Annotated in this window: 18 protein-coding genes; 6 read left to right on the forward strand and 12 right to left on the reverse strand. The window is 73.9% G+C overall.

Annotation, left to right across the window (positions count from 1 at the left end):
• Positions 1-20: 20 nt before the first annotated feature.
• The 3 genes from AB0O09_RS20895 to AB0O09_RS20905 are packed head-to-tail and all read right to left on the reverse strand — an operon-like array spanning position 21 to position 2,506.
• On the reverse strand, positions 21-287 hold the full coding sequence (locus AB0O09_RS20895; protein ID WP_363543332.1) for a hypothetical protein: 267 nt from the start codon (positions 285-287) through the stop codon (positions 21-23).
• The gene (locus AB0O09_RS20900; RefSeq protein WP_363543334.1) at positions 284-1,771 is read right to left on the reverse strand and encodes a HAMP domain-containing sensor histidine kinase; all 1,488 of its coding nucleotides are present in this window, start codon (positions 1,769-1,771) and stop codon (positions 284-286) included. The genes AB0O09_RS20895 and AB0O09_RS20900 overlap by 4 nt, the downstream gene beginning before the upstream one ends.
• Before the next feature lie 54 nt (positions 1,772-1,825).
• Entirely contained in the window at positions 1,826-2,506 is a 681-nt protein-coding gene (locus AB0O09_RS20905) for a response regulator transcription factor (RefSeq protein ID WP_263105055.1), read from the reverse strand.
• Between the two features lie 605 nt (positions 2,507-3,111).
• Between AB0O09_RS20905 and AB0O09_RS20910 the strand changes: the two genes are divergently transcribed.
• The gene (locus AB0O09_RS20910) at positions 3,112-3,720 is read left to right on the forward strand and encodes a SigE family RNA polymerase sigma factor (protein WP_363543374.1); all 609 of its coding nucleotides are present in this window, start codon (positions 3,112-3,114) and stop codon (positions 3,718-3,720) included.
• A gap of 223 nt (positions 3,721-3,943) precedes the next feature.
• On the opposite strand, the gene AB0O09_RS20915 is transcribed toward AB0O09_RS20910, so the two are convergent.
• From AB0O09_RS20915 to deoC, 5 genes are all read right to left on the reverse strand, one after another.
• The gene (locus AB0O09_RS20915; protein WP_344622117.1) at positions 3,944-4,588 is read right to left on the reverse strand and encodes an ATP-binding protein; all 645 of its coding nucleotides are present in this window, start codon (positions 4,586-4,588) and stop codon (positions 3,944-3,946) included.
• A gap of 91 nt (positions 4,589-4,679) precedes the next feature.
• Positions 4,680-5,087 carry a hypothetical protein gene (locus AB0O09_RS20920; protein WP_363543335.1) on the reverse strand — a complete coding sequence of 136 codons (408 nt, stop codon included), beginning with the start codon at positions 5,085-5,087 and terminating at the stop codon, positions 4,680-4,682.
• 150 nt (positions 5,088-5,237) lie between these two features.
• The gene (locus AB0O09_RS20925; RefSeq protein ID WP_363543337.1) at positions 5,238-6,140 is read right to left on the reverse strand and encodes an aldehyde dehydrogenase family protein; all 903 of its coding nucleotides are present in this window, start codon (positions 6,138-6,140) and stop codon (positions 5,238-5,240) included.
• Positions 6,133-7,635 (reverse strand): aldehyde dehydrogenase family protein, encoded by a 1,503-nt coding sequence (locus tag AB0O09_RS20930; RefSeq protein ID WP_363543339.1) that lies wholly within the window; start codon positions 7,633-7,635, stop codon positions 6,133-6,135. Before AB0O09_RS20930 ends, AB0O09_RS20925 begins: the two co-directional genes overlap by 8 nt.
• A gap of 5 nt (positions 7,636-7,640) precedes the next feature.
• Positions 7,641-8,627, reverse strand: a complete 987-nt coding sequence (gene deoC, locus AB0O09_RS20935) for a deoxyribose-phosphate aldolase (RefSeq protein WP_344622192.1) — start codon at positions 8,625-8,627, stop codon at positions 7,641-7,643.
• A 124-nt stretch (positions 8,628-8,751) separates the two neighbouring features.
• Here deoC and AB0O09_RS20940 point away from each other — a divergent pair, with 124 nt between their 5' ends.
• Positions 8,752-9,363, forward strand: a complete 612-nt coding sequence (locus tag AB0O09_RS20940; RefSeq protein WP_363543341.1) for a TetR family transcriptional regulator — start codon at positions 8,752-8,754, stop codon at positions 9,361-9,363.
• 189 nt (positions 9,364-9,552) lie between these two features.
• Here the strand turns inward: AB0O09_RS20940 and AB0O09_RS20945 are convergent, their stop codons facing one another.
• Positions 9,553-10,104 carry a hypothetical protein gene (locus tag AB0O09_RS20945; protein ID WP_363543343.1) on the reverse strand — a complete coding sequence of 184 codons (552 nt, stop codon included), beginning with the start codon at positions 10,102-10,104 and terminating at the stop codon, positions 9,553-9,555.
• Positions 10,105-10,273: 169 nt separating this feature from the next.
• Here AB0O09_RS20945 and AB0O09_RS20950 point away from each other — a divergent pair, with 169 nt between their 5' ends.
• The 3 genes from AB0O09_RS20950 (at position 10,274) to AB0O09_RS20960 (ending at position 12,548) form a co-directional block, all read left to right on the forward strand.
• On the forward strand, positions 10,274-11,035 hold the full coding sequence (locus AB0O09_RS20950) for an ABC transporter ATP-binding protein (RefSeq protein WP_363543344.1): 762 nt from the start codon (positions 10,274-10,276) through the stop codon (positions 11,033-11,035).
• Positions 11,032-11,769 carry an ABC transporter permease gene (locus AB0O09_RS20955; RefSeq protein ID WP_363543345.1) on the forward strand — a complete coding sequence of 246 codons (738 nt, stop codon included), beginning with the start codon at positions 11,032-11,034 and terminating at the stop codon, positions 11,767-11,769. The genes AB0O09_RS20950 and AB0O09_RS20955 overlap by 4 nt, the downstream gene beginning before the upstream one ends.
• 131 nt (positions 11,770-11,900) lie before the next feature.
• The gene (locus tag AB0O09_RS20960) at positions 11,901-12,548 is read left to right on the forward strand and encodes a PH domain-containing protein (RefSeq protein WP_363543347.1); all 648 of its coding nucleotides are present in this window, start codon (positions 11,901-11,903) and stop codon (positions 12,546-12,548) included.
• 117 nt (positions 12,549-12,665) lie between these two features.
• Here the strand turns inward: AB0O09_RS20960 and AB0O09_RS20965 are convergent, their stop codons facing one another.
• The 3 genes from AB0O09_RS20965 to AB0O09_RS20975 form a co-directional block, all read right to left on the reverse strand.
• Complete coding sequence (locus AB0O09_RS20965) at positions 12,666-14,363, reverse strand: phospho-sugar mutase (RefSeq protein ID WP_363543349.1); 1,698 nt, start codon at positions 14,361-14,363, stop codon at positions 12,666-12,668.
• Positions 14,364-14,466: 103 nt separating this feature from the next.
• Complete coding sequence (locus tag AB0O09_RS20970) at positions 14,467-15,288, reverse strand: purine-nucleoside phosphorylase (protein WP_363543350.1); 822 nt, start codon at positions 15,286-15,288, stop codon at positions 14,467-14,469.
• A gap of 199 nt (positions 15,289-15,487) precedes the next feature.
• Positions 15,488-15,925, reverse strand: a complete 438-nt coding sequence (locus tag AB0O09_RS20975; protein ID WP_344622106.1) for a gamma-glutamylcyclotransferase — start codon at positions 15,923-15,925, stop codon at positions 15,488-15,490.
• Between the two features lie 134 nt (positions 15,926-16,059).
• Here AB0O09_RS20975 and AB0O09_RS20980 point away from each other — a divergent pair, with 134 nt between their 5' ends.
• Positions 16,060-17,514 (forward strand): NAD(P)H-quinone dehydrogenase, encoded by a 1,455-nt coding sequence (locus tag AB0O09_RS20980; RefSeq protein ID WP_363543352.1) that lies wholly within the window; start codon positions 16,060-16,062, stop codon positions 17,512-17,514.
• Positions 17,515-17,518 lie beyond the last annotated feature (4 nt).

Raw genomic sequence — 17,518 nt, forward strand, 5'->3', positions numbered from 1 at the left:
ACCGCCCCGGCCCGGGCGGCTCAGGGGCAGTGCGAGGCCGAAGCGCTCGGCGTCGGCGTGACGCTGAACAGCGGCGCCGGGCTCTTCGCCGCGACGGACGGCGCGCCGGTCGGGGCCGGCGAGGCCGCCGTCGGCGTGGCCGCCCGCGGCACCTGCACGGGGCTCGGGCAGGCCGTGCGGCTGGCGGGCGCCCCGGCGTCCACCGGGACCGCCGTCGGCCGGATGCCGCAGCCGGCCGCGGCTCCGGCCAGCAGGACCAGTGCCGCCGCCCTCCGTACCGCGTTCACTGTGCGTCCTCCTGGCTGGGTGGGGTGTGCGGCAGGGTCAGGGTGAAGACCGCGCCGCTCTCCCCGTTGGCGGCCGTGATGGTGCCGCCGTGGATCTGTGCATTGGCCATCGCGATGGACAGCCCGAGGCCGCTGCCCTCGGAGCGGGCCCGCCCCTTGTCGGCCTTGTAGAAGCGGTCGAAGACGTGCGGCAGCACCTCCTCGGGGATGCCCGGCCCGCTGTCGCGGACCTCGACGACCACCCGGTCGCCCTCCTGCCGGACGACGACCCGGACGGGAGAGCCGCCGTGCTTGAGGGCGTTGCCGATCAGGTTCGCGAAGACGACGTCCAGCCGGCGCGGGTCGGCCATCAGCCGGATGCCGCGCGGCGCGTCCACCTCGACGGCGTCGTACCAGGCCCGGCCGTCGATGCAGGACATGATCAGGTCGGCTATGTCCACCTCGTCGGCGACCAGCTTGGCGGTGCCGGCGTCGAAGCGGGTCACCTCCATGAGGTTCTCCACCAGGTCGGACAGCCGCCGGGTCTCGCTGACCACCAGGCGCACCGCGGGCTCGATCATCGGGTCCAGCGAGTCCGCCTCGTCCTCCAGGATGTCGGTGACGGCGGTCATCGCGGTGAGCGGGGTGCGCAGTTCGTGCGACATGTCGGCCACGAAGCGGCGGCTCTGCGCCTCGCGGGCGCTCAACTCCTCGACCTGGTGCGACAGCGACTCCGCGGTGCGGTTGAACGTCCGGGCGAGGTCCGCGAGTTCGTCGCCGCCCTCGACCTCCAGCCGGGTGTCCAGCTTGCCCTCGCCGAGCCGCCGGGCGGCCTCGCCGAGCCGGCGCACCGGCCGCAGCACGGTCGAGGAGGCGGCCTGCGCCAGCAGCGCCGAGCCGATCAGCGCCAGCAGCGTGGCGATCGCCAGCGACCAGCCCAGCGTGTTGAGATCGGCCCGCTCGTCCTCCAGCGACTTGAACATGTACGCCGTCGGGCCGGAGGGCACCACCTTCGTCCCGCCGACCAGGAACGGCCGGTTGCCCAGGTTCACCCGCTGCCAGTACAGGTGGTACGGGTACTGGTTGCCCGCGCCGACCTCCCGCTGGGCGGCCACCGCCCGCTGCAGCGCCTGCGGCACGTCCTGCAGGGCGAACCGTGACGGGTCGGTGGAGACCGCGCACCCCGGCTGCGCCGGATCGGTCACCACCACGTCGTAGTTGAGCCCCGACGAGGCCACCTGCTGCGCCAGGTAGGCGAGTTCCGGGCAGGTGGACTCCAGCGGCAGGTCGGAGACGTTCCGGGTCAGGGACACCCGGAAGTCGTTCAGCGCGGTGTCCTGGGCGCGCTTGAGGACGGCGTCGCGGTTCAGCCAGTACGCGATGCCGGACGCCGACACCGCGGTGATCAGCGCGACCGCGGCGAACACGGCGATCAGGCGGACCCGGAGCGAGCGCAGCCGCCGCCAGGGACGGCGGCGGCGCGGCGGGGTCTGGGGGTCAGTCAACAGGTCTCACAGACGGGAACGGGAACAGGCGGTCGGCCGGGCGGCGGACGGGAGTCACTGCAGCGGCGGGTCGAGCCGGTAGCCGACCCCGCGCACGGTGCGGATCAGCGTCGGTGCGGACGGCACGTCCTCGACCTTGGCCCGTAGCCGCTGCACGCAGGCGTCCACCAGCCGGGAGTCGCCCAGGTAGTCGTGCTCCCACACCAGCCGCAGCAGCTGCTGCCGGGACAGCGCCTGGCCGGGCCGGCGGCTCAGCTCCAGCAGCAGCCGCAGCTCGGTCGGGGTGAGCTGCAGGTCCTGGCCGTCCTTGGTGACGGTCATCGCCGAGCGGTCGATGACCAGGCTGCCGTAGGTGGAGGAGTCCGAGGACTCGCGTTCGCCCCGGCGCAGCACGGCCCGGATCCGGGCGTCCAGGACGCGCGGCTGGACCGGCTTGACGACGTAGTCGTCGGCGCCGGACTCCAGGCCCACCACCACGTCGATGTCGTCGGAGCGCGCGGTGAGCAGGATGATCGGCAGCTGGTCGGTCCGGCGGATGCGACGGCACACCTCGAAGCCGTCGATGCCGGGCAGCATGACGTCCAGGACGATGAGGTCCGGACGTTGCTCCTTGAACAGCTTCAGGCCGTCCTCGCCCGAGGCGGCGGTGGCCACGCGGTGGCCCTGGCGGGTGAGGGCGAGTTCGAGACCGGTCCGGATGGCGTCGTCGTCCTCGATCAGAAGCAGGAAAGGCACGGGCTCATTCTGGCCCACCCGCGGCCACAGATCACCCACCCGGGTGGTTGCTGAACGGTCGCGGGAACCGGAGGCGCCGGTTCGGGCGTCCGGGCGGGTGTGACAGCAGTGTGCCCGGACGCCCCGGGCGCTGTGACAGCCCTGTGACAGTCGGCGGACACCGCCATGACGACGGGCGGGCAGGATTTTCCTTGTCGCCGGGAACGACCGGGTGAGAACCGGGAGGAACGGCGACGGGGAACCGCACGTACCGACCATGGGGGCGCACGATGAACGCAACGCTTCTGACCCGCAACGCGGCCGTCCGCGCAGCGCGTTCGACCGCGAACCCGCGGACCAGGTACGAGGTGCGGACCGACGAGACTTCCGGTGCCGTGATCGTACGGGGGTGCGCACACCGCACCGGAGCCCACCGCCCCAACGGCGGCGGGCACGGGGGGGAGCTGTACGGGATCGGCCACCGGGGGAACGCGGCCGACAGCAGCTCGACCATGACGCTCCGGGGGATCCTCCCGGTGGGTCAGGGTCGGGCCATCCCGACGGGGGAAGGCCTGCGCGGCGCCGGCTCGGGGGAGCCGGACGCCCGCCAGGCCGCAGGCACCACGCTGCTGCGGCTCACCCCCGCGGCGGCCGGTGCCGAGGACGGCCGACAGGGAGGCGCGCAGGGGGAGTGCTCGCCCGAGGCGGCGGACCGCATCGCGGAGTTCACCGCATACGTGCGCGAGCGCCGCGCCTCCCTGTACGCCACCGCGTACCACCTCACCGGTGACCGCTACGAGGCCGAGGACCTGCTGCAGAGCGCGCTCTTCAGCACCTACCGCGCCTGGGACCGGATCACCGACAAGGCCGCGGTCGGGGGCTACCTCCGCCGCACCATGACCAACCTGCACATCTCCGCCTGGCGGCGCCGCAAGGTCAACGAGTACCCGACCGAGGAGCTGCCGGAGACGGCCGGCGACACCGACGCGATGGGCGGCACCGAGCTGCGCACCGTGCTCTGGCAGGCGCTGGCCAAGCTGCCGGAGAACCAGCGGACCATGCTGGTGCTCCGCTACTACGAGGGCCGCACCGACCCGGAGATCGCCGACATCCTCGGCATCAGCGTCGGCACCGTCAAGAGCAGCATCTGGCGTGCGCTGCGCCGGCTGCGCGACGACGAGCAGCTCAACCGGACGGGCGACACCGTGCACGCCTTCGGCGAGCTGGTCGCCTGACCGCACACCACAGGACTCCCGTCGGGGGACGGGTGAAGGGGTCGCGGAAGCGCGGAGGGCCTACTCGGGGGAGTGGCCGCCGACGGGGGAAGCCCGCAGCCCCGCAACAGCAGGAGCCCGGTGCCGGGGAGAGGCACCGGGCTCCTGTGCGTTCGTCGTGCAACGCCGTGCGACACCGCCCCGGGGGCGCCCCCGGGACCGTGCAGGGCCGTCCGGGCCGTGCTCAGGCCGCGACGCGGACCGGCCGGACGTCCGCCACCGCACGGACCCGCCGCTCGGCCTCCGGGCCGGCGCAGGCGTGCGCGCCGAGGGCGGTCTGGCGGGACACGATGCCGCGCTCGGCACGCATCAGCCGCCAGCCGCGCCGCAGCAGGTAGGGCACCGACTTGCGGCCCTCGCGGACGTCCCGGCGGAAGCGCCGCCAGGCCGTGGTGGACGGGCGGTTGCGCAGGCACAGCGCGTCGCCGAGCAGCCCCTCGGCCTCGCAGCGGCCGACCAGCTCGGCGGCGAAGATGCCCTCCGCGACGAACGCGGCCGCGCCGCCGAGGTCGAACGGGCGGACCCCCACCCGGCCGTTGTCCGGGATCGAGTACACCGGGACGTCCGCACGCCCGTCCTCGACCAGCGCCCGGATCACCGCCATCGCCTGTTCGGCGTGCCAGGAGGCGGGCGAGTCCCAGTCCGTGCCGCCGTCGTCCGGCAGCTGCGGCAGCGTCGGGTCGTCGCCGTCCTTGTAGAAGTCGTCGAGCTGGAGCACGGGCAGGCCGGTGCGCTCGGCGAGGGAGGACTTCCCCGATCCGGAGGGTCCCGACAGCAGGATGACGCGGGCGCGCTGGATCGGCGCCGGGTTCAGCGGGGTGTCACTCACGGGACACCAGTCTGACGCATCACCGGCGTTCACCGGTACCGTCGGGACGCCCCCGGGCCAATCTCACACGGACCTCCATGGGAGTGCGCCGTCAGACCGACCCGTCCACCGGGCCGCCGAGGGCGAGCCGGGTGGTCACCAGGTAGCGGCTGTGCACCTGGACGAACACCGCCGCGCCGCCGTCCGGCGGCAGGTAGCCGGTGGCCGCCCGGTCCTGGTCGAACCAGTCCTCCGGCTCCGGGTCGCGGTGCTCACCGCCGAGCCCGAACTCCAGCCACGGGTGCCGGCGGGAGCCGAAGGCGGCGGTGGGCCGGCCCGGGGTGAACAGCAGGCTCCCGTTCTCGAACGCGGCCGGCCAGCCCGGGCGCTCCGAGCGGACCGAGCACGGAATGCGGGTCGGCAGGCCGGCCATCAGCCGCCGGCGCGCCCGCCGTGCGCGCAGCGCCCGCAGCGGCCCGTCCCCGAACAGAACCGCCAGGTCGGCGGCCAACTCCCACATCGTTTCGTCCTTCCGGTCGTTCCTGCCCGGTTGGACTCGCGCAGGGGTCGGCCAGTTGCCCGCCGACCGGCCGGAACCCGCAACGACGAAAGTGGGACCCGCACCCCCGGTCGGGAGGGTGCGGATCCCACTTTCGTCGCGGCCCGGTGGTCAGATGCCCATCGGGTGCCAGACCGTCTTGGTCTCCAGGAAGGAGGTCAGCCGCTTGGTGCCCGGCTGCCGGGTCCAGTCCGCGGCGGCCGGGTCGGCGGCCGGCCGCAGGACGCGCTTGAGGGTCTCGGCGGCGGCGGCCTCCAGGGCGGCGGGCGAGCCCGGACCGTCCTGGTGCACCGCGCCGGTCAGGTCGAGACCGTTGACGTCCTGGTGGGACGCCAGCGTGGGGGCGATGTCGGCCGTGCGGCCGGACAGCACGTTGACCACACCGCCGGGCAGGTCGGAGGTGGCGAGCACCTCGCCCAGCGACAGCGCCGGCAGCGGCGCCTCGGCGGCGGCGGCGACCACGGCGGTGTTGCCGGTGGCGATCACCGGGGCGATCACCGACACCAGGCCGAGGAAGGAGAAGCCGTGGCCGGCCTGCGGCGCCAGCACGCCGACCACACCGGTCGGTTCGGGCGTCGACAGGTTGAAGTACGGGCCGGCGACCGGGTTGGCGTTGCCGGCGACCTGGGCGACCTTGTCCGTCCAGCCCGCGTACCAGACCCAGCGGTCGATCGCGGCGTCCACCAGCGCGGCGGCCTTCTTGACGCCCAGGCCCTCGGCGGCGGCGACCTCGGCGGCGAACTGCTCGCGGCGGCCCTGCAGCATCTCGGCGACCCGGTACAGCACCTGGCCGCGGTTGTACGCGGTGGTGCCGGACCAGCCCTTGACCGCGGCGCGCGCGGCCACGACGGCGTCCCGGGTGTCCTTGCGGGTGCCGAGCGGGGCGTTGCCGAGCCACTGGCCCTTGGAGTCGGTCACCTCGTACACCCGCCCGCTCTCGGACCGCGGGAACTTCCCGCCGACGTACAGCTTGTAGGTCTTGAGGACGTCAAGACGCAGGGTCGTGTCAGACATCTCGGGCCTCGACATTCAGGTAGGGCTCCAGACCGTGCCGGCCACCCTCGCGGCCGTAACCCGACTCCTTGTAGCCGCCGAACGGCGAGGCCGGGTCGAACTTGTTGAAGGTGTTGGCCCAGACCACACCGGCCTTGAGCCGGCTCGCCGTCCACAGGATGCGCGAGCCCTTCTCCGTCCAGATGCCGGCGGAGAGGCCGTACGGGGTGTTGTTGGCCTTCTCGACCGCCTCGGCGGGGGTGCGGAAGGTCAGCACCGACAGCACCGGGCCGAAGATCTCCTCGCGGGCGATCCGGTGGGCCTGCGAGACGCCGGTGAACAGGGTCGGGCGGAACCAGTAGCCGGTGCCCGGCAGGTCGCAGGAGGGCGACCAGCGCTCGGCGCCCTCGGCCTCGCCGGCGTCGGTCAGCTCGGTGATCCGGGACAGCTGCGCCGAGGAGTTGATGGCGCCGATGTCGGTGTTCTTGTCCAGCGGGTCGCCGACCCGCAGGGTCGACATCCGGCGCTTGAGCGCCTCCAGGAACTCGTCCTGGACCGACTCCTGGACGAGCAGCCGGGAGCCCGCGCAGCAGACGTGGCCCTGGTTGAAGAAGATGCCGTTGACGATGCCCTCGACGGCCTGGTCGATCGGCGCGTCGTCGAAGACGATGTTCGCGGCCTTGCCGCCGAGCTCCAGCGAGAGCTTGGTGCGGGTGCCGGCCAGCTGCCGGGCGATCGAGCGGCCGACCGGGGTGGAGCCGGTGAAGGCGACCTTGTCCACGTCCGGGTGGGCGGTCAGCGCGGCGCCGGTGCGGCCGTCGCCCGTGACGATGTTGACGACGCCCTTCGGCAGGCCCGCCTGGCGGCAGATCTCGGCGAAGCGCAGCGCGGTCAGCGGGGTGGTCTCGGCCGGCTTGAGGACGACCGTGTTGCCGGTGGCCAGCGCCGGGGCGATCTTCCACGCCAGCATCATCAGCGGGAAGTTCCACGGGATGACCTGCGCGGCGACGCCCACCGGCCGCGGGTTGGGGCCGTAGCCCGCGTAGTCCAGCTTGTCCGCCCAGCCCGCGTAGTAGAAGAACCACGCGGCGACCATCGGCACGTCGAAGTCGCGGGTCTCGCGGATCGGCTTGCCGTTGTCGATCGACTCCAGCACGGCCAGCTCGCGGGAGCGCTCCTGGACGATCCGGGCGATCCGGAACAGGTACTTGGCGCGCTCGCTGCCCGGCAGCGCCGACCAGTCGGCGAAGGCCTTGCGGGCGGCGGCGACCGCGCGGTCGACGTCCTCCCCGGTGCCCTGCGCGAACTCCGCCAGCACCTGCTCGGTGGCCGGGTTGACGGTCTTCAGCGCCTCGCTGCCGGAGGAGTCGACGAACTCGCCGCCGATGAAGTGGCCGTAGGAGGTCGCGATGTCGCCGGCCGCGGCCGGGGACTCCGGGGCGGGGGCGTAGGTGAAGAGGCCGCCGCGGGGGGCCTGCGCCACGGGCGCGTCGGTCTTCTTGGTGTTCTTGGCCATCTGTCTCAGTCCACCGTCACGTAGTCAGGGCCGGAGTACCGTCCGGTGGTCAGCTTCTGGCGCTGCATCAGCAGGTCGTTGAGCAGGCTGGAGGCGCCGAAGCGGAACCAGTGCGGGCTCAGCCAGTCGTCGCCCAGCGTCTCGTTGACCATCACCAGGTACTTCATGGCGTCCTTGGTGGTCTTGATGCCGCCGGCCGGCTTCACGCCGATCTGCACGCCGGTCGCGGCGCGGAAGTCGCGGACCGCCTCCAGCATCAGCAGGGTCACCGGGGGAGTGGCGTTCACCGCGACCTTGCCGGTGGACGTCTTGATGAAGTCCGCGCCGGCCAGCATCGCCAGCCAGGAGGCGCGGCGGACGTTGTCGTACGTCTGCAGCTCGCCGGTCTCGAAGATCACCTTGAGGTGGGCGGAGGTGCCGTCGGGACGCCGGCAGGCCTCCTTGACCGCGGTGATCTCGTTGAAGACGTCCAGGTAGCGCCCGGACAGGAAGGCGCCGCGGTCGATCACCATGTCGATCTCGTCGGCGCCGGCGGCGACCGCGTCCACCGTGTCGGCGAGTTTCACCGGCAGGGCCGCGCGGCCGGCCGGGAAGGCGGTGGCGACCGAGGCGACCTGGATGTCGGTGCCGCGCAGCGCCTCCTTGGCGGTGGCGACCATGTCCGGGTAGACGCAGATCGCCGCGACCCGCGGGGCCGTCGGGTCGGACGGGTCGGGGTTCCGGCCCTTGGTGCACAGCGAGCGCACCTTGCCGACCGTGTCCGCGCCTTCCAGCGTGGTCAGGTCGATCATCGAGATGGCCAGGTCGATGGCGTACGCCTTCGCCGTGGTCTTGATCGAACGGGTGCCGAGGGTGGCGGCGCGAGCCTCCAGGCCGACCTGGTCGACGCCGGGCAGGCCGTGCAGGAAGCGGCGGAGCGAGGCCTCGGACGCCGCGACGTCCGCGAGGCCGCTGCCCGCAGCGCCGGGGGCGTGGGCTGCAAGAGTGGACATAGTCACCAGACCAGCATATCTACGCGCGTAGCGATCCGCTAGGGAGGGGCTGTTTTCGATGCCGGACCGAGATGTGGCGCCCCACCGCCCCCGGACGCCCACGACGGCCGGGAAGAATGCCCTGGTGACTTCCGCAGCCGAACAGCCCGCACCCCGCAAGAAGACCGGCCGGCGCCCCGGCGGCGCGGACACCCGGCGGACGGTGCTGGAGGCCGCCCGGGCCGAGTTCGCCGCCCTCGGCTACCAGAAGGCGAGCATGCGGGCGATCGCCCGGGCCGCCGGCGTCGACGCCGCCCTGCTGCACCACTACTTCGGCAGCAAGGACAAGCTCTTCCTGGCCGCCCTGGAATTCCCCGTCGACCCGCGGCTGATCGTCGACCAGGTGCTGGCCGGCGACCGCGCGCAGGTCGGCGAACGCGTCGCCCGGTTCGTCCTCGCCCTGTGGGAACAGCCGACCGTCCGCGACCGGCTGCTCGCCGTCCTGCGGACGGCCGCCGCCTCCGAGGAGGTCGCCGCTCTGATGCGCGGCTTCATGGTCACCGAGGTGGTCTCCCGGGTCGCCGCCGGCCTCGACGCGCCGCAGCCCGAACTCCGCGTCGAACTGGTGATGTCGCAGATCCTCGGCCTCGCCGTGGCACGCTACGTGATCGCCGTCGAACCGCTGGCCTCCGCCCCGGGCGAGGACCTGCTGCCGCTGCTGGCCCGCGCGGTCCAGGGGTACCTCGTCGAGACCTGAGGCCTTCCCTCCGAAGGGAGCCGCTCAGGGGCGCCGGGGCACTTCCCGGCCGAAGGCCGGGGGTGGAACTGTGCAGTCCGGGAGCGGGCGTCGTGACGGCGCCGGGGTGCCCCTGATTCGCCGGTGGGCCGCATCCGAATTGCGCAGTTCCCCGCGCCCCTGGGGCGGTTCCCTTTTCCTGCGGCTTTTCTACGGCTCCAGGAGGCCGAGGGCGGTGGCGAAGGCGGTGAAGGTGGGGGCGGCGACCCGCCAGGTGTATTCGCGGGGGTCGGTCCAGATGTCGCTGCCCACCACCCGCGGGTCGGCCGGGTCGGTGCGGTAGTCGAGGGCGAGGGCGGTGTCGTCCCCGGCGGTGCGGGCGACCGCGATGAGTACGGCCCGTTCGGCGTCCAACCACGGCAGTTCGACCGGGTCGGCGGCGGTGCTGCCGCGGGCCTGCCGGAAGAGCGGGCCGAGGTCCTCGCCCGAGAGGTCGTCGAGCGAGGCGGACTGGCGCCGCACCGCCGCCACGTCGGGCAGCAGCTCCACCGGGTCGGCGAACCAGGGCAGGGCGGCCGCGAGCGCTTCGTCGCCCGGGTGCCGCCAGCGGCCGTCGGCGATCAGGTCGAGCAGCAGTTGCGGCAGCGGCAGCCCCCGCACGGTGTCGGGGGCCTCCCGGTCGGTCCCGGTCGGCAGGGCGGCGTCGGTGGGGTCGGCGGCGGTGTCGTCGGAGGGCGGGGCGGGGGCGTCCGGTGCGGTCACGCGCCCACCCTGCTGGTCGGCGGGCCCGTTGTCCATGCCCGGGCCGCCCCGCTCCACCGCACGACACCCCGAGGGGCGCCGTGCGACACCCCGAGGGGCGCCGTGCGACACCCCGGGCCGCCGTGTCGGGTCTCTTGACGGCCGGGGTGCGGAACGCAAAACTCATCGCATGATGAATTCTGAGGCGGGGCCCGGCCCCGCGATCCGGACCGCCGGCCTCACCGTGGTCCGCGGCGGCCGCCCCGTCCTGCACGGTCTCGACCTGGAGATCCCGCGCGGATCGGTGACCGGCCTGCTCGGCCCCAGCGGGTGCGGCAAGACCACCCTGCTGCGGTCGGTCGTCGGCGTGCAGCGCACCGCCGGCGGCACCGTCGAGGTGCTCGGCCGCCCGGCCGGGGACGCCGCGCTGCGCCACCGCGTCGGCTACGTCACCCAGGCGCCCTCCGTCTACGCCGACCTCACCGTCACCGAGAACCTCGCCTACTTCGCCGCCGTCCTCGGCGCACCGAAGGGCGACCCGGACCGGGTGATCCGCCAGGTCGGCCTGACCGGCCACGAGAACGACCCCGCCGGGAGGCTCTCCGGCGGCCAGCGCGCCCGCGTCTCGCTCGCCGCGGCCCTGCTCGGCGCCCCGGAGCTCCTCGTCCTGGACGAGCCCACCGTCGGCCTCGACCCGGTGCTGCGCCAGGACCTCTGGCAGCTCTTCCGCGGCCTCGCCGAAGAGGGCGCCACCCTGCTGGTCTCCAGTCACGTCATGGACGAGGCCACCCGCTGCGACCGCCTGCTGCTGATGCGCGACGGCCGGCTGCTCGCCCACGACACCCCCGCCGCCCTGCTCGCCGCCACCGGGGCGGCCGACATCGACAGCGCCTTCCTCCGCATGGTCGAGGACACCCCCCGCACCGCCGACACCGTGGAGACCGGCCGATGAACACCCGGCGCACCCTCGCCACCGCCCGCCGCGTCCTCGCCCAGCTGCGCCACGACCCGCGCACCCTCGCGATGCTGCTCGTCGTCCCCTGCGTCCTGCTGACCCTGCTGCGCTACATGTACGACGGGCAGCCGGACACCTTCGACCGGATCGGACCGGCCCTGCTCGGGGTCTTCCCGCTGCTGGTGATGTTCCTGGTCACCTCGGTCGCCATGCTGCGCGAGCGCACCTCCGGCACCCTGGAGCGGCTGCTCACCATGCCGCTCGGCAAGCTGGACCTGCTGCTCGGCTACGCCCTCGCCTTCGGCCTGGTCGCCCTCCTCCAGGCGGCGCTCGCCTCCGTGCTGACCATCGGCCTGCTCGGCCTCGACGTCGCCGGCCCGACCTGGCTGCTGTTCGCCGTCGCGGTCGGCGACGGCCTGCTCGGCATGGCGCTCGGCCTGCTGGTCTCCGCGTTCGCCGCCACCGAGTTCCAGGCCGTGCAGTTCCTGCCCGCCGTGCTGCTGCCGCAGTTCCTGCTCTGTGGCCTGTTCGTGCCCCGCGAGCAGATGGCGGACGTGCTGCGCTGGGCCTCCGACGTGATGCCGCTCTCGTACGCGGTCGACGCGATGGGCCGGCTCACCGTGCACAGCGGTGTCGGCAGCGAGGTGGTCACGGACCTCGCGGTCATCGCCGGCTGCGCACTGCTGGCCCTCGGCCTCGGCGCGGCCACCCTCCGCCGCCGCACCCCCTGACCCCGTGCGGCGGACGCACGCCGTGCCGCGCCGCCGGACCGCCCCGGTCCGGTGGCGCCCGCCGTGACCCGCGGGAATCCGGCGGCCGGGGTCCCTGGGGCGGACGGGTCCCATGCGGCAGAATCGTCCTCATGACCGAATCCGACGGCACGCCCCACCCGGGTCCCGCCGCCCCCGAGGAGCCGCAGTACGCCGACCGCGTCTACCGCTCCGGCCCGGGCATCATCTCCGGTGTCCTGCTGCTCGCCGTGGCCGCCTGGCTGATCGGCGACGCCGTGATCTCCGGCACCGGCCGCACGCCCTGGGTGGCGCTCGCCGCCGCGCCGGTCTTCGTCTTCCCGGTGATCGCCTACACGCTGCGCCCCGCGGTGTACGCCAACGAGCGCCGGCTGCTCGTCCGCAACCCGCTGCGCAGCGTCCACGCGCCGTGGTCGCAGGTGGAGGGGCTGCGGTCGGGGTACTCGGTCGAGCTGTTCGCCGGCGGGCACAAGTACCAGGTCTGGGCGGTGCCGGTGTCGATCCGCCAGCGGAAGGCGGCGAGCCGCCGGGCGATGCGGGCGGCCAAGGACGGCACGCCGTCGGCGCCGCTGCGGCCGGGCGAGAACGACCCCACCCGGGCCTGGTCCGACCAGGTCGTCGGGAACCTGCAGGAGCTGGCCGAGCGGTGCGCCGGCCGGCCCGAGGCCAAGGGCGAGGTGACCGTCGGCTGGTGCTGGTGGGTGATCGTGCCGACCGTGGCCGGCCTGATCGCGCTGATCACCCTGATCGTCGCGGGCTGACGCCCGCGTCGTACGGACGCACGGGCCCCCGCCGACCTCTCGGGTCGGCGGGGGCCCGTTGCCGTGTGGCGCCGCCCGGCGGACGAAGCGGGGTGTCCGCCGGGCGGCGCCGGGCCGTCAGGCGCCGATGCCTGCGGCAGCCGCGAGGTCGCGCTTGATGCCGTCGAGCAGGGCGGCGGCCCGCACGCGGGCGTCGGCCAGTCCGGCGGCGTCGGCGACCGGGAGGACGACCTCCAGGTAGCACTTGAGCTTGGGCTCCGTGCCGGAGGGCCGGACGACGATCCGGGCGGAGCGGACGCCCTCGCCGGCCAGGTAGTAGCGCAGGCCGTCGGTGGCCGGCAGGTCGGCGGAGCCGGCCGTGAGGTCGTCGGCCCGGGTGACCTGCAGCCCGGCCAGGACCGTCGGCGGCCGCTCGCGCAGCCGGTGCATGGCCTCGGCGATCAGCGCGAGGTCGTCTACCCGGGCGGAGAGCTGGTCGGTGGCGTGCAGGCCGTGCTCCAGCGCCAGGTCGTCCAGCAGGTCGGTGAGGGTGCGGCCGGACCGCTTGAGGGTCGCGGCGAGCTCGGCGATCAGCAGGGCGGCGGTGATGCCGTCCTTGTCGCGGACGCCCTCCGGGTCGACGCAGTAGCCGAGCGCCTCCTCGTAGCCGTAGCGCAGGCCCTCGGCGCGGGAGATCCACTTGAAGCCGGTGAGCGTCTCGGTGTAGCCGAGGCCCGCGGCGGCGGCGATCCGGCCGAGCAGGGTGGAGGAGACGATGGTGGTGGCGAAGGTGCCGCCGACCCGCTTGGCTACCAGGGCCGAGCCGAGCAGCGCGCCGACGTCGTCGCCGCGGAGCATCCGCCAGCCGCCGTTGTCCGGGACGGCCACCGCGCAGCGGTCGGCGTCCGGGTCGTTGGCGATGACGATGTCCGGGCCGGCGGCGGCGGCCGTCCGGAAGGACAGGTCCATCGCGCCGGGCTCCTCCGGGTTGGGAAAGGCCACGGTCGGGAAGTCGGGGTCGGGCTCGGCCTGCTCGGCGACCACGGTGGGCGCCGGGAAGCCGGCCTGCTTGAAGGCGGCGAGCAGGACGTCCCGGCCGACGCCGTGCAGCGGCGTGTAGACCACGTCCAGCGCGCGGGCGCCGGCCGGGTCCAGCACGGTGACCGCGCGGTCGAGGTAGGCCTCGACGACGTCGTCGCCGAGCACCTCCCAGCCGCCCTCGGCGAGCGGGACGTCGGCGAGGGCGCCGATCGCGTCGATCTCGGCGGCGATCTCGATGTCCGCGGGCGGCACGATCTGCGAGCCGTCGCCCAGGTAGACCTTGTACCCGTTGTCCTGCGGCGGGTTGTGGCTGGCCGTCACCGTGACGCCGGCCGCGGCGCCGAGGTGGCGGATCGCGAAGGCGAGCACCGGGGTGGGCAGCGGCCGCGGCAGCAGGGCGGCGCGCAGGCCGGCGCCGACCACGGCGGCGGCGGTGTCCCGGGCGAAGTCGTACGACTTGTGCCGGGCGTCGTAGCCGATCACCACGAGGTCGCCCAGTCCGGGGTTCTTGCGCACGTACGCGGCGAGGCCGGCGGCGGCGCGGATCACCACGGCGCGGTTCATCCGCATCGGGCCGGCGCCGAGTTCGCCGCGCAGGCCCGCGGTGCCGAACTGGAGGCGGCCGGCGAAGCGTTCGGCCAGCCGGGACCAGGCGATCCGCTCCCCGGACTCGGCGTCGGGGCCCTCGGCGGCGGCGAGCAACTCGGTGAGCTCCGCGCGGGTCTGCGGGTCGGGGTCCTCGGCGAGCCACGCACGGGCCCGGGCGAGGAGGTCGGTGGTGGGTGCCTGCGCCATGCTGCGAGCTCCAAACGGGGGTGTGGGCCGGCCGGCGGTGGCCGCGGCACCGCGGGGGTGCCGCGGCCGGCCGCCGGTCTACTGATTCTGCGTCAGTGCGGGCTCAGATCCGCTCAAGGACCTTCGCGAGCAGCGCGCCCATCCGCTCGGCGCTGGCCTTGCCGGCCTCCAGCACCTCTTCGTGGTTGAGCGGCTCACCGGTGATGCCGGCGGCCAGGTTGGTCACCAGGGAGATGCCGAGCACCTCGGTGCCGGCCTCGCGGGCGGCGATGGCCTCCAGCGTGGTCGACATGCCGACCAGCTCGCCGCCGATCACCCGGGCCATGTTGACCTCGGCCGGGGTCTCGTAGTGCGGGCCGCGGAACTGCACGTAAACGGCCTCGTCGAGGGTCGGGTCGACCTCGCGGCACAGGGTGCGCAGCCGCTTGGAGTAGAGGTCGGTGAGGTCGACGAAGTTGGCGCCGACGATCGGCGAGTCGGCGGTGAGGTTGATGTGGTCGCTGATCAGGACCGGCTGGCCCGGGGTCCAGCCCTCGCGCAGACCGCCGCAGCCGTTGGTGAGGACGACGATGCCGCAGCCCGCGGCGGCGGCGGTGCGGACGCCGTGCACCACGGTGGCAACGCCGTGGCCCTCGTAGTAGTGGTTGCGGCCGAGGAAGATCAGGGCGCGCTTCTCGCCGATCTTCACGGAGCGGATCCGGCCGGCGTGCCCGGCGACGGCGGGGGCGGGGAAGCCCGGGAGTTCGGTGACCGGGAATTCGGCCACGGTCTCGCCCAGGGCGTCGGCGGCCGGCACCCAGCCGGAGCCCATGACGAGGGCGACGTCGTGGCGGTCGACGCCGGTCAGCTCGCGGAGGCGGTCGGCGGCGGCCCGGGCGGCGGCGTAGGGGTCGGCGGAGACGACCGACTGAGGAGATGCGTTCACGGGTCCGAGGATAGACAAGATTCGCCTACGCGCGTAGACCATCCCGCCAAGACGCGCCGGATCGTTACCCGAATCATCCGGAAATACCGGGACAGGCGGCCTGCGGACACCCCGGTCCGTCGGATCGCACGAGGCCGCGGACCCCGGTCGTGGCGCCGCCGAGCGGTACCGTCGCGGCCGCGGCGGACCGCGGCCGGGCTCAGCAGGGGCGGCGGCGCAGCTCGTGCACGTAGTCGTCGGGGGCGCCGGCGCTCTCCGCCGCGTCCGCGATCAGCCCGAGGTAGCGGGCGGCGGGCAGGCCGCCCTCGTAGTCGTTCAGCACGTACGTCCAGACCGGGATGTCGCCGTCCAGGGTGTGCGCCCGCAGCCGGATCTTGCGGTAGATGCCGAGCTGCACGCCCTCCCAGCGGTCGAGCCCCTCCTCGTCCATCGGCGAGACGTCGTAGAGCGAGACGAAGACCTGGTCCTTCTCGTCCTCCACCACCGTCGCCAGCGAGCCCTCCCAGCCCAGCTGCTCGCCGCCGAAGGTCAGCCGCCAGCCGTCCAGCCAGCCGGTGCCGCGCAGCGGGGAGTGCGGGGCGCGCCTGGTCATCTGCCGGGCGTCGAGGTTCGTGGCGTACGCGGCGTAGAGCGACATGGGCGCCAGCCTACGGGAGAGCGCTGCCCCGGACCGGAACGGGCGGGCCCGCGGGGGCGCCCGCAGGAGCCCGCAGAAGGGCCCGGGCAGGAGGCAACGCCCCCGGCGTGGCTTTGGTTCCGGCATGCGGGAGAATGGTGCCCGTGACTCGGATCGTGATCATCGGTGGCGGACCCGGCGGATACGAGGCGGCCCTGGTGGCCGCCCAGCTCGGCGCGGAGGTGACCGTCGTCGACCGCGACGGCCTGGGCGGATCGGCGGTGCTGACGGACTGTGTGCCGTCCAAGACGTTGATCGCCACCGCCGAGGTGATGACGACCTTCGACAGCTCCTACGAGGAGCTCGGCATCATCGTCGCCGACGACACCCCGCCGCTCGCGCAGTCCGCCCGGGTGGTCGGCGTCGACCTCGGCAAGGTCAACCGACGCGTGAAGCGCCTCGCGATCGCCCAGTCCCACGACATCACCCAGGCCGTCACCCGGGCCGGCGTCACCGTGCTCCGCGGCAAGGGTCGGCTCGGCGCCGGCGGCCAGGCGGTGGACGGCTCCCGCGAGGTGGTGGTCGACCGCGAGGACGGCACCACCGAGACGCTGCGCGCCGACGCCGTGCTGATCGCCACCGGCGTGCACCCGCGCGAGCTGCCCGACGCCCAGCCGGACGGCGAGCGGATCCTCACCTGGACCCAGGTCTACGACCTCGACGAGCTGCCCCGCGAGCTGATCGTGGTCGGCTCCGGCGTCACCGGCGCCGAGTTCGCCGGCGCCTACCAGGCGCTCGGCTCCGACGTCACGCTGGTCTCCAGCCGCGACCGGGTGCTGCCGGGCGAGGACCCGGACGCCGCCGAGGTGCTGGAGGACGTCTTCCGTCGCCGCGGCATGAACGTGATGAGCCGCTCGCGCGCCGAGAGCGCCAAGCGGATCGGCGACAAGGTCGAGGTCACCCTCTCCGACGGCACGGTCATCGAGGGCACCCACTGCCTGATGGCGGTCGGCTCGATCCCCAACACCGCGGACATGGGCCTGGAGGAGGCCGGCGTCGCGCTGAACGACTGGGGCCAGATCAAGGTCGACCGGGTGTCCCGCACCACCGCCCCGGGCGTCTACGCGGCCGGCGACTGCACCGGCGTCTTCATGCTCGCCTCGGTCGCCGCCATGCAGGGCCGGATCGCGATGTACCACGCGCTCGGCGACGCGGTGCAGCCGCTGAACCTGAAGACCGTCGCCTCCAACGTCTTCACCGACCCGGAGATCGCCACGGTCGGCTACACGGCCGCCGACGTGGCCGGCGGCAAGATGGACGCCGTCGAGGTGAAGCTGCCGCTGCGCGGCAACCCGCGGGCCAAGATGCAGGGCATCCGGGACGGCTTCGTGAAGCTGTTCTGCCGCCCCGGCACCGGCATCGTGGTCGGCGGCGTGGTCGTCGCGCCGCGCGCCAGCGAACTCATCCATTCGATCTCGCTCGCCGTGGACAACAACTTGACGGTCGAACAGGTGGCCGGCGCGTTCACCGTGTACCCGTCGCTGTCCGGCTCCACCGCGGAGGCCGCCCGGCAGCTGCACATCCGCAAGCGCGAGGGCTCGGACTCCTGACCTG

The organism is Kitasatospora sp. NPDC093679 (assembly GCF_040683455.1).
Lineage (GTDB): Bacteria > Actinomycetota > Actinomycetes > Streptomycetales > Streptomycetaceae > Kitasatospora > Kitasatospora arboriphila.

Excerpts from the sequence above, each read along its gene's own strand:
- AB0O09_RS20925 (WP_363543337.1), bottom strand. The coding sequence starts at position 6,140 with ATGTCTGACACGACCCTGCGTCTTGACGTCCTCAAGACCTACAAGCTG.
- AB0O09_RS20980 (WP_363543352.1), top strand. The coding sequence starts at position 16,060 with ATGGTGCCCGTGACTCGGATCGTGATCATCGGTGGCGGACCCGGCGGA.
- AB0O09_RS20920 (WP_363543335.1), bottom strand. The coding sequence starts at position 5,087 with ATGTGGGAGTTGGCCGCCGACCTGGCGGTTCTGTTCGGGGACGGGCCG.
- AB0O09_RS20965 (WP_363543349.1), bottom strand. The coding sequence starts at position 14,363 with ATGGCGCAGGCACCCACCACCGACCTCCTCGCCCGGGCCCGTGCGTGG.
- AB0O09_RS20930 (WP_363543339.1), bottom strand. The coding sequence starts at position 7,635 with ATGGCCAAGAACACCAAGAAGACCGACGCGCCCGTGGCGCAGGCCCCC.
- AB0O09_RS20955 (WP_363543345.1), top strand. The coding sequence starts at position 11,032 with ATGAACACCCGGCGCACCCTCGCCACCGCCCGCCGCGTCCTCGCCCAG.
- AB0O09_RS20975 (WP_344622106.1), bottom strand. The coding sequence starts at position 15,925 with ATGTCGCTCTACGCCGCGTACGCCACGAACCTCGACGCCCGGCAGATG.
- deoC (WP_344622192.1), bottom strand. The coding sequence starts at position 8,627 with ATGTCCACTCTTGCAGCCCACGCCCCCGGCGCTGCGGGCAGCGGCCTC.
- AB0O09_RS20950 (WP_363543344.1), top strand. The coding sequence starts at position 10,274 with ATGATGAATTCTGAGGCGGGGCCCGGCCCCGCGATCCGGACCGCCGGC.
- AB0O09_RS20960 (WP_363543347.1), top strand. The coding sequence starts at position 11,901 with ATGACCGAATCCGACGGCACGCCCCACCCGGGTCCCGCCGCCCCCGAG.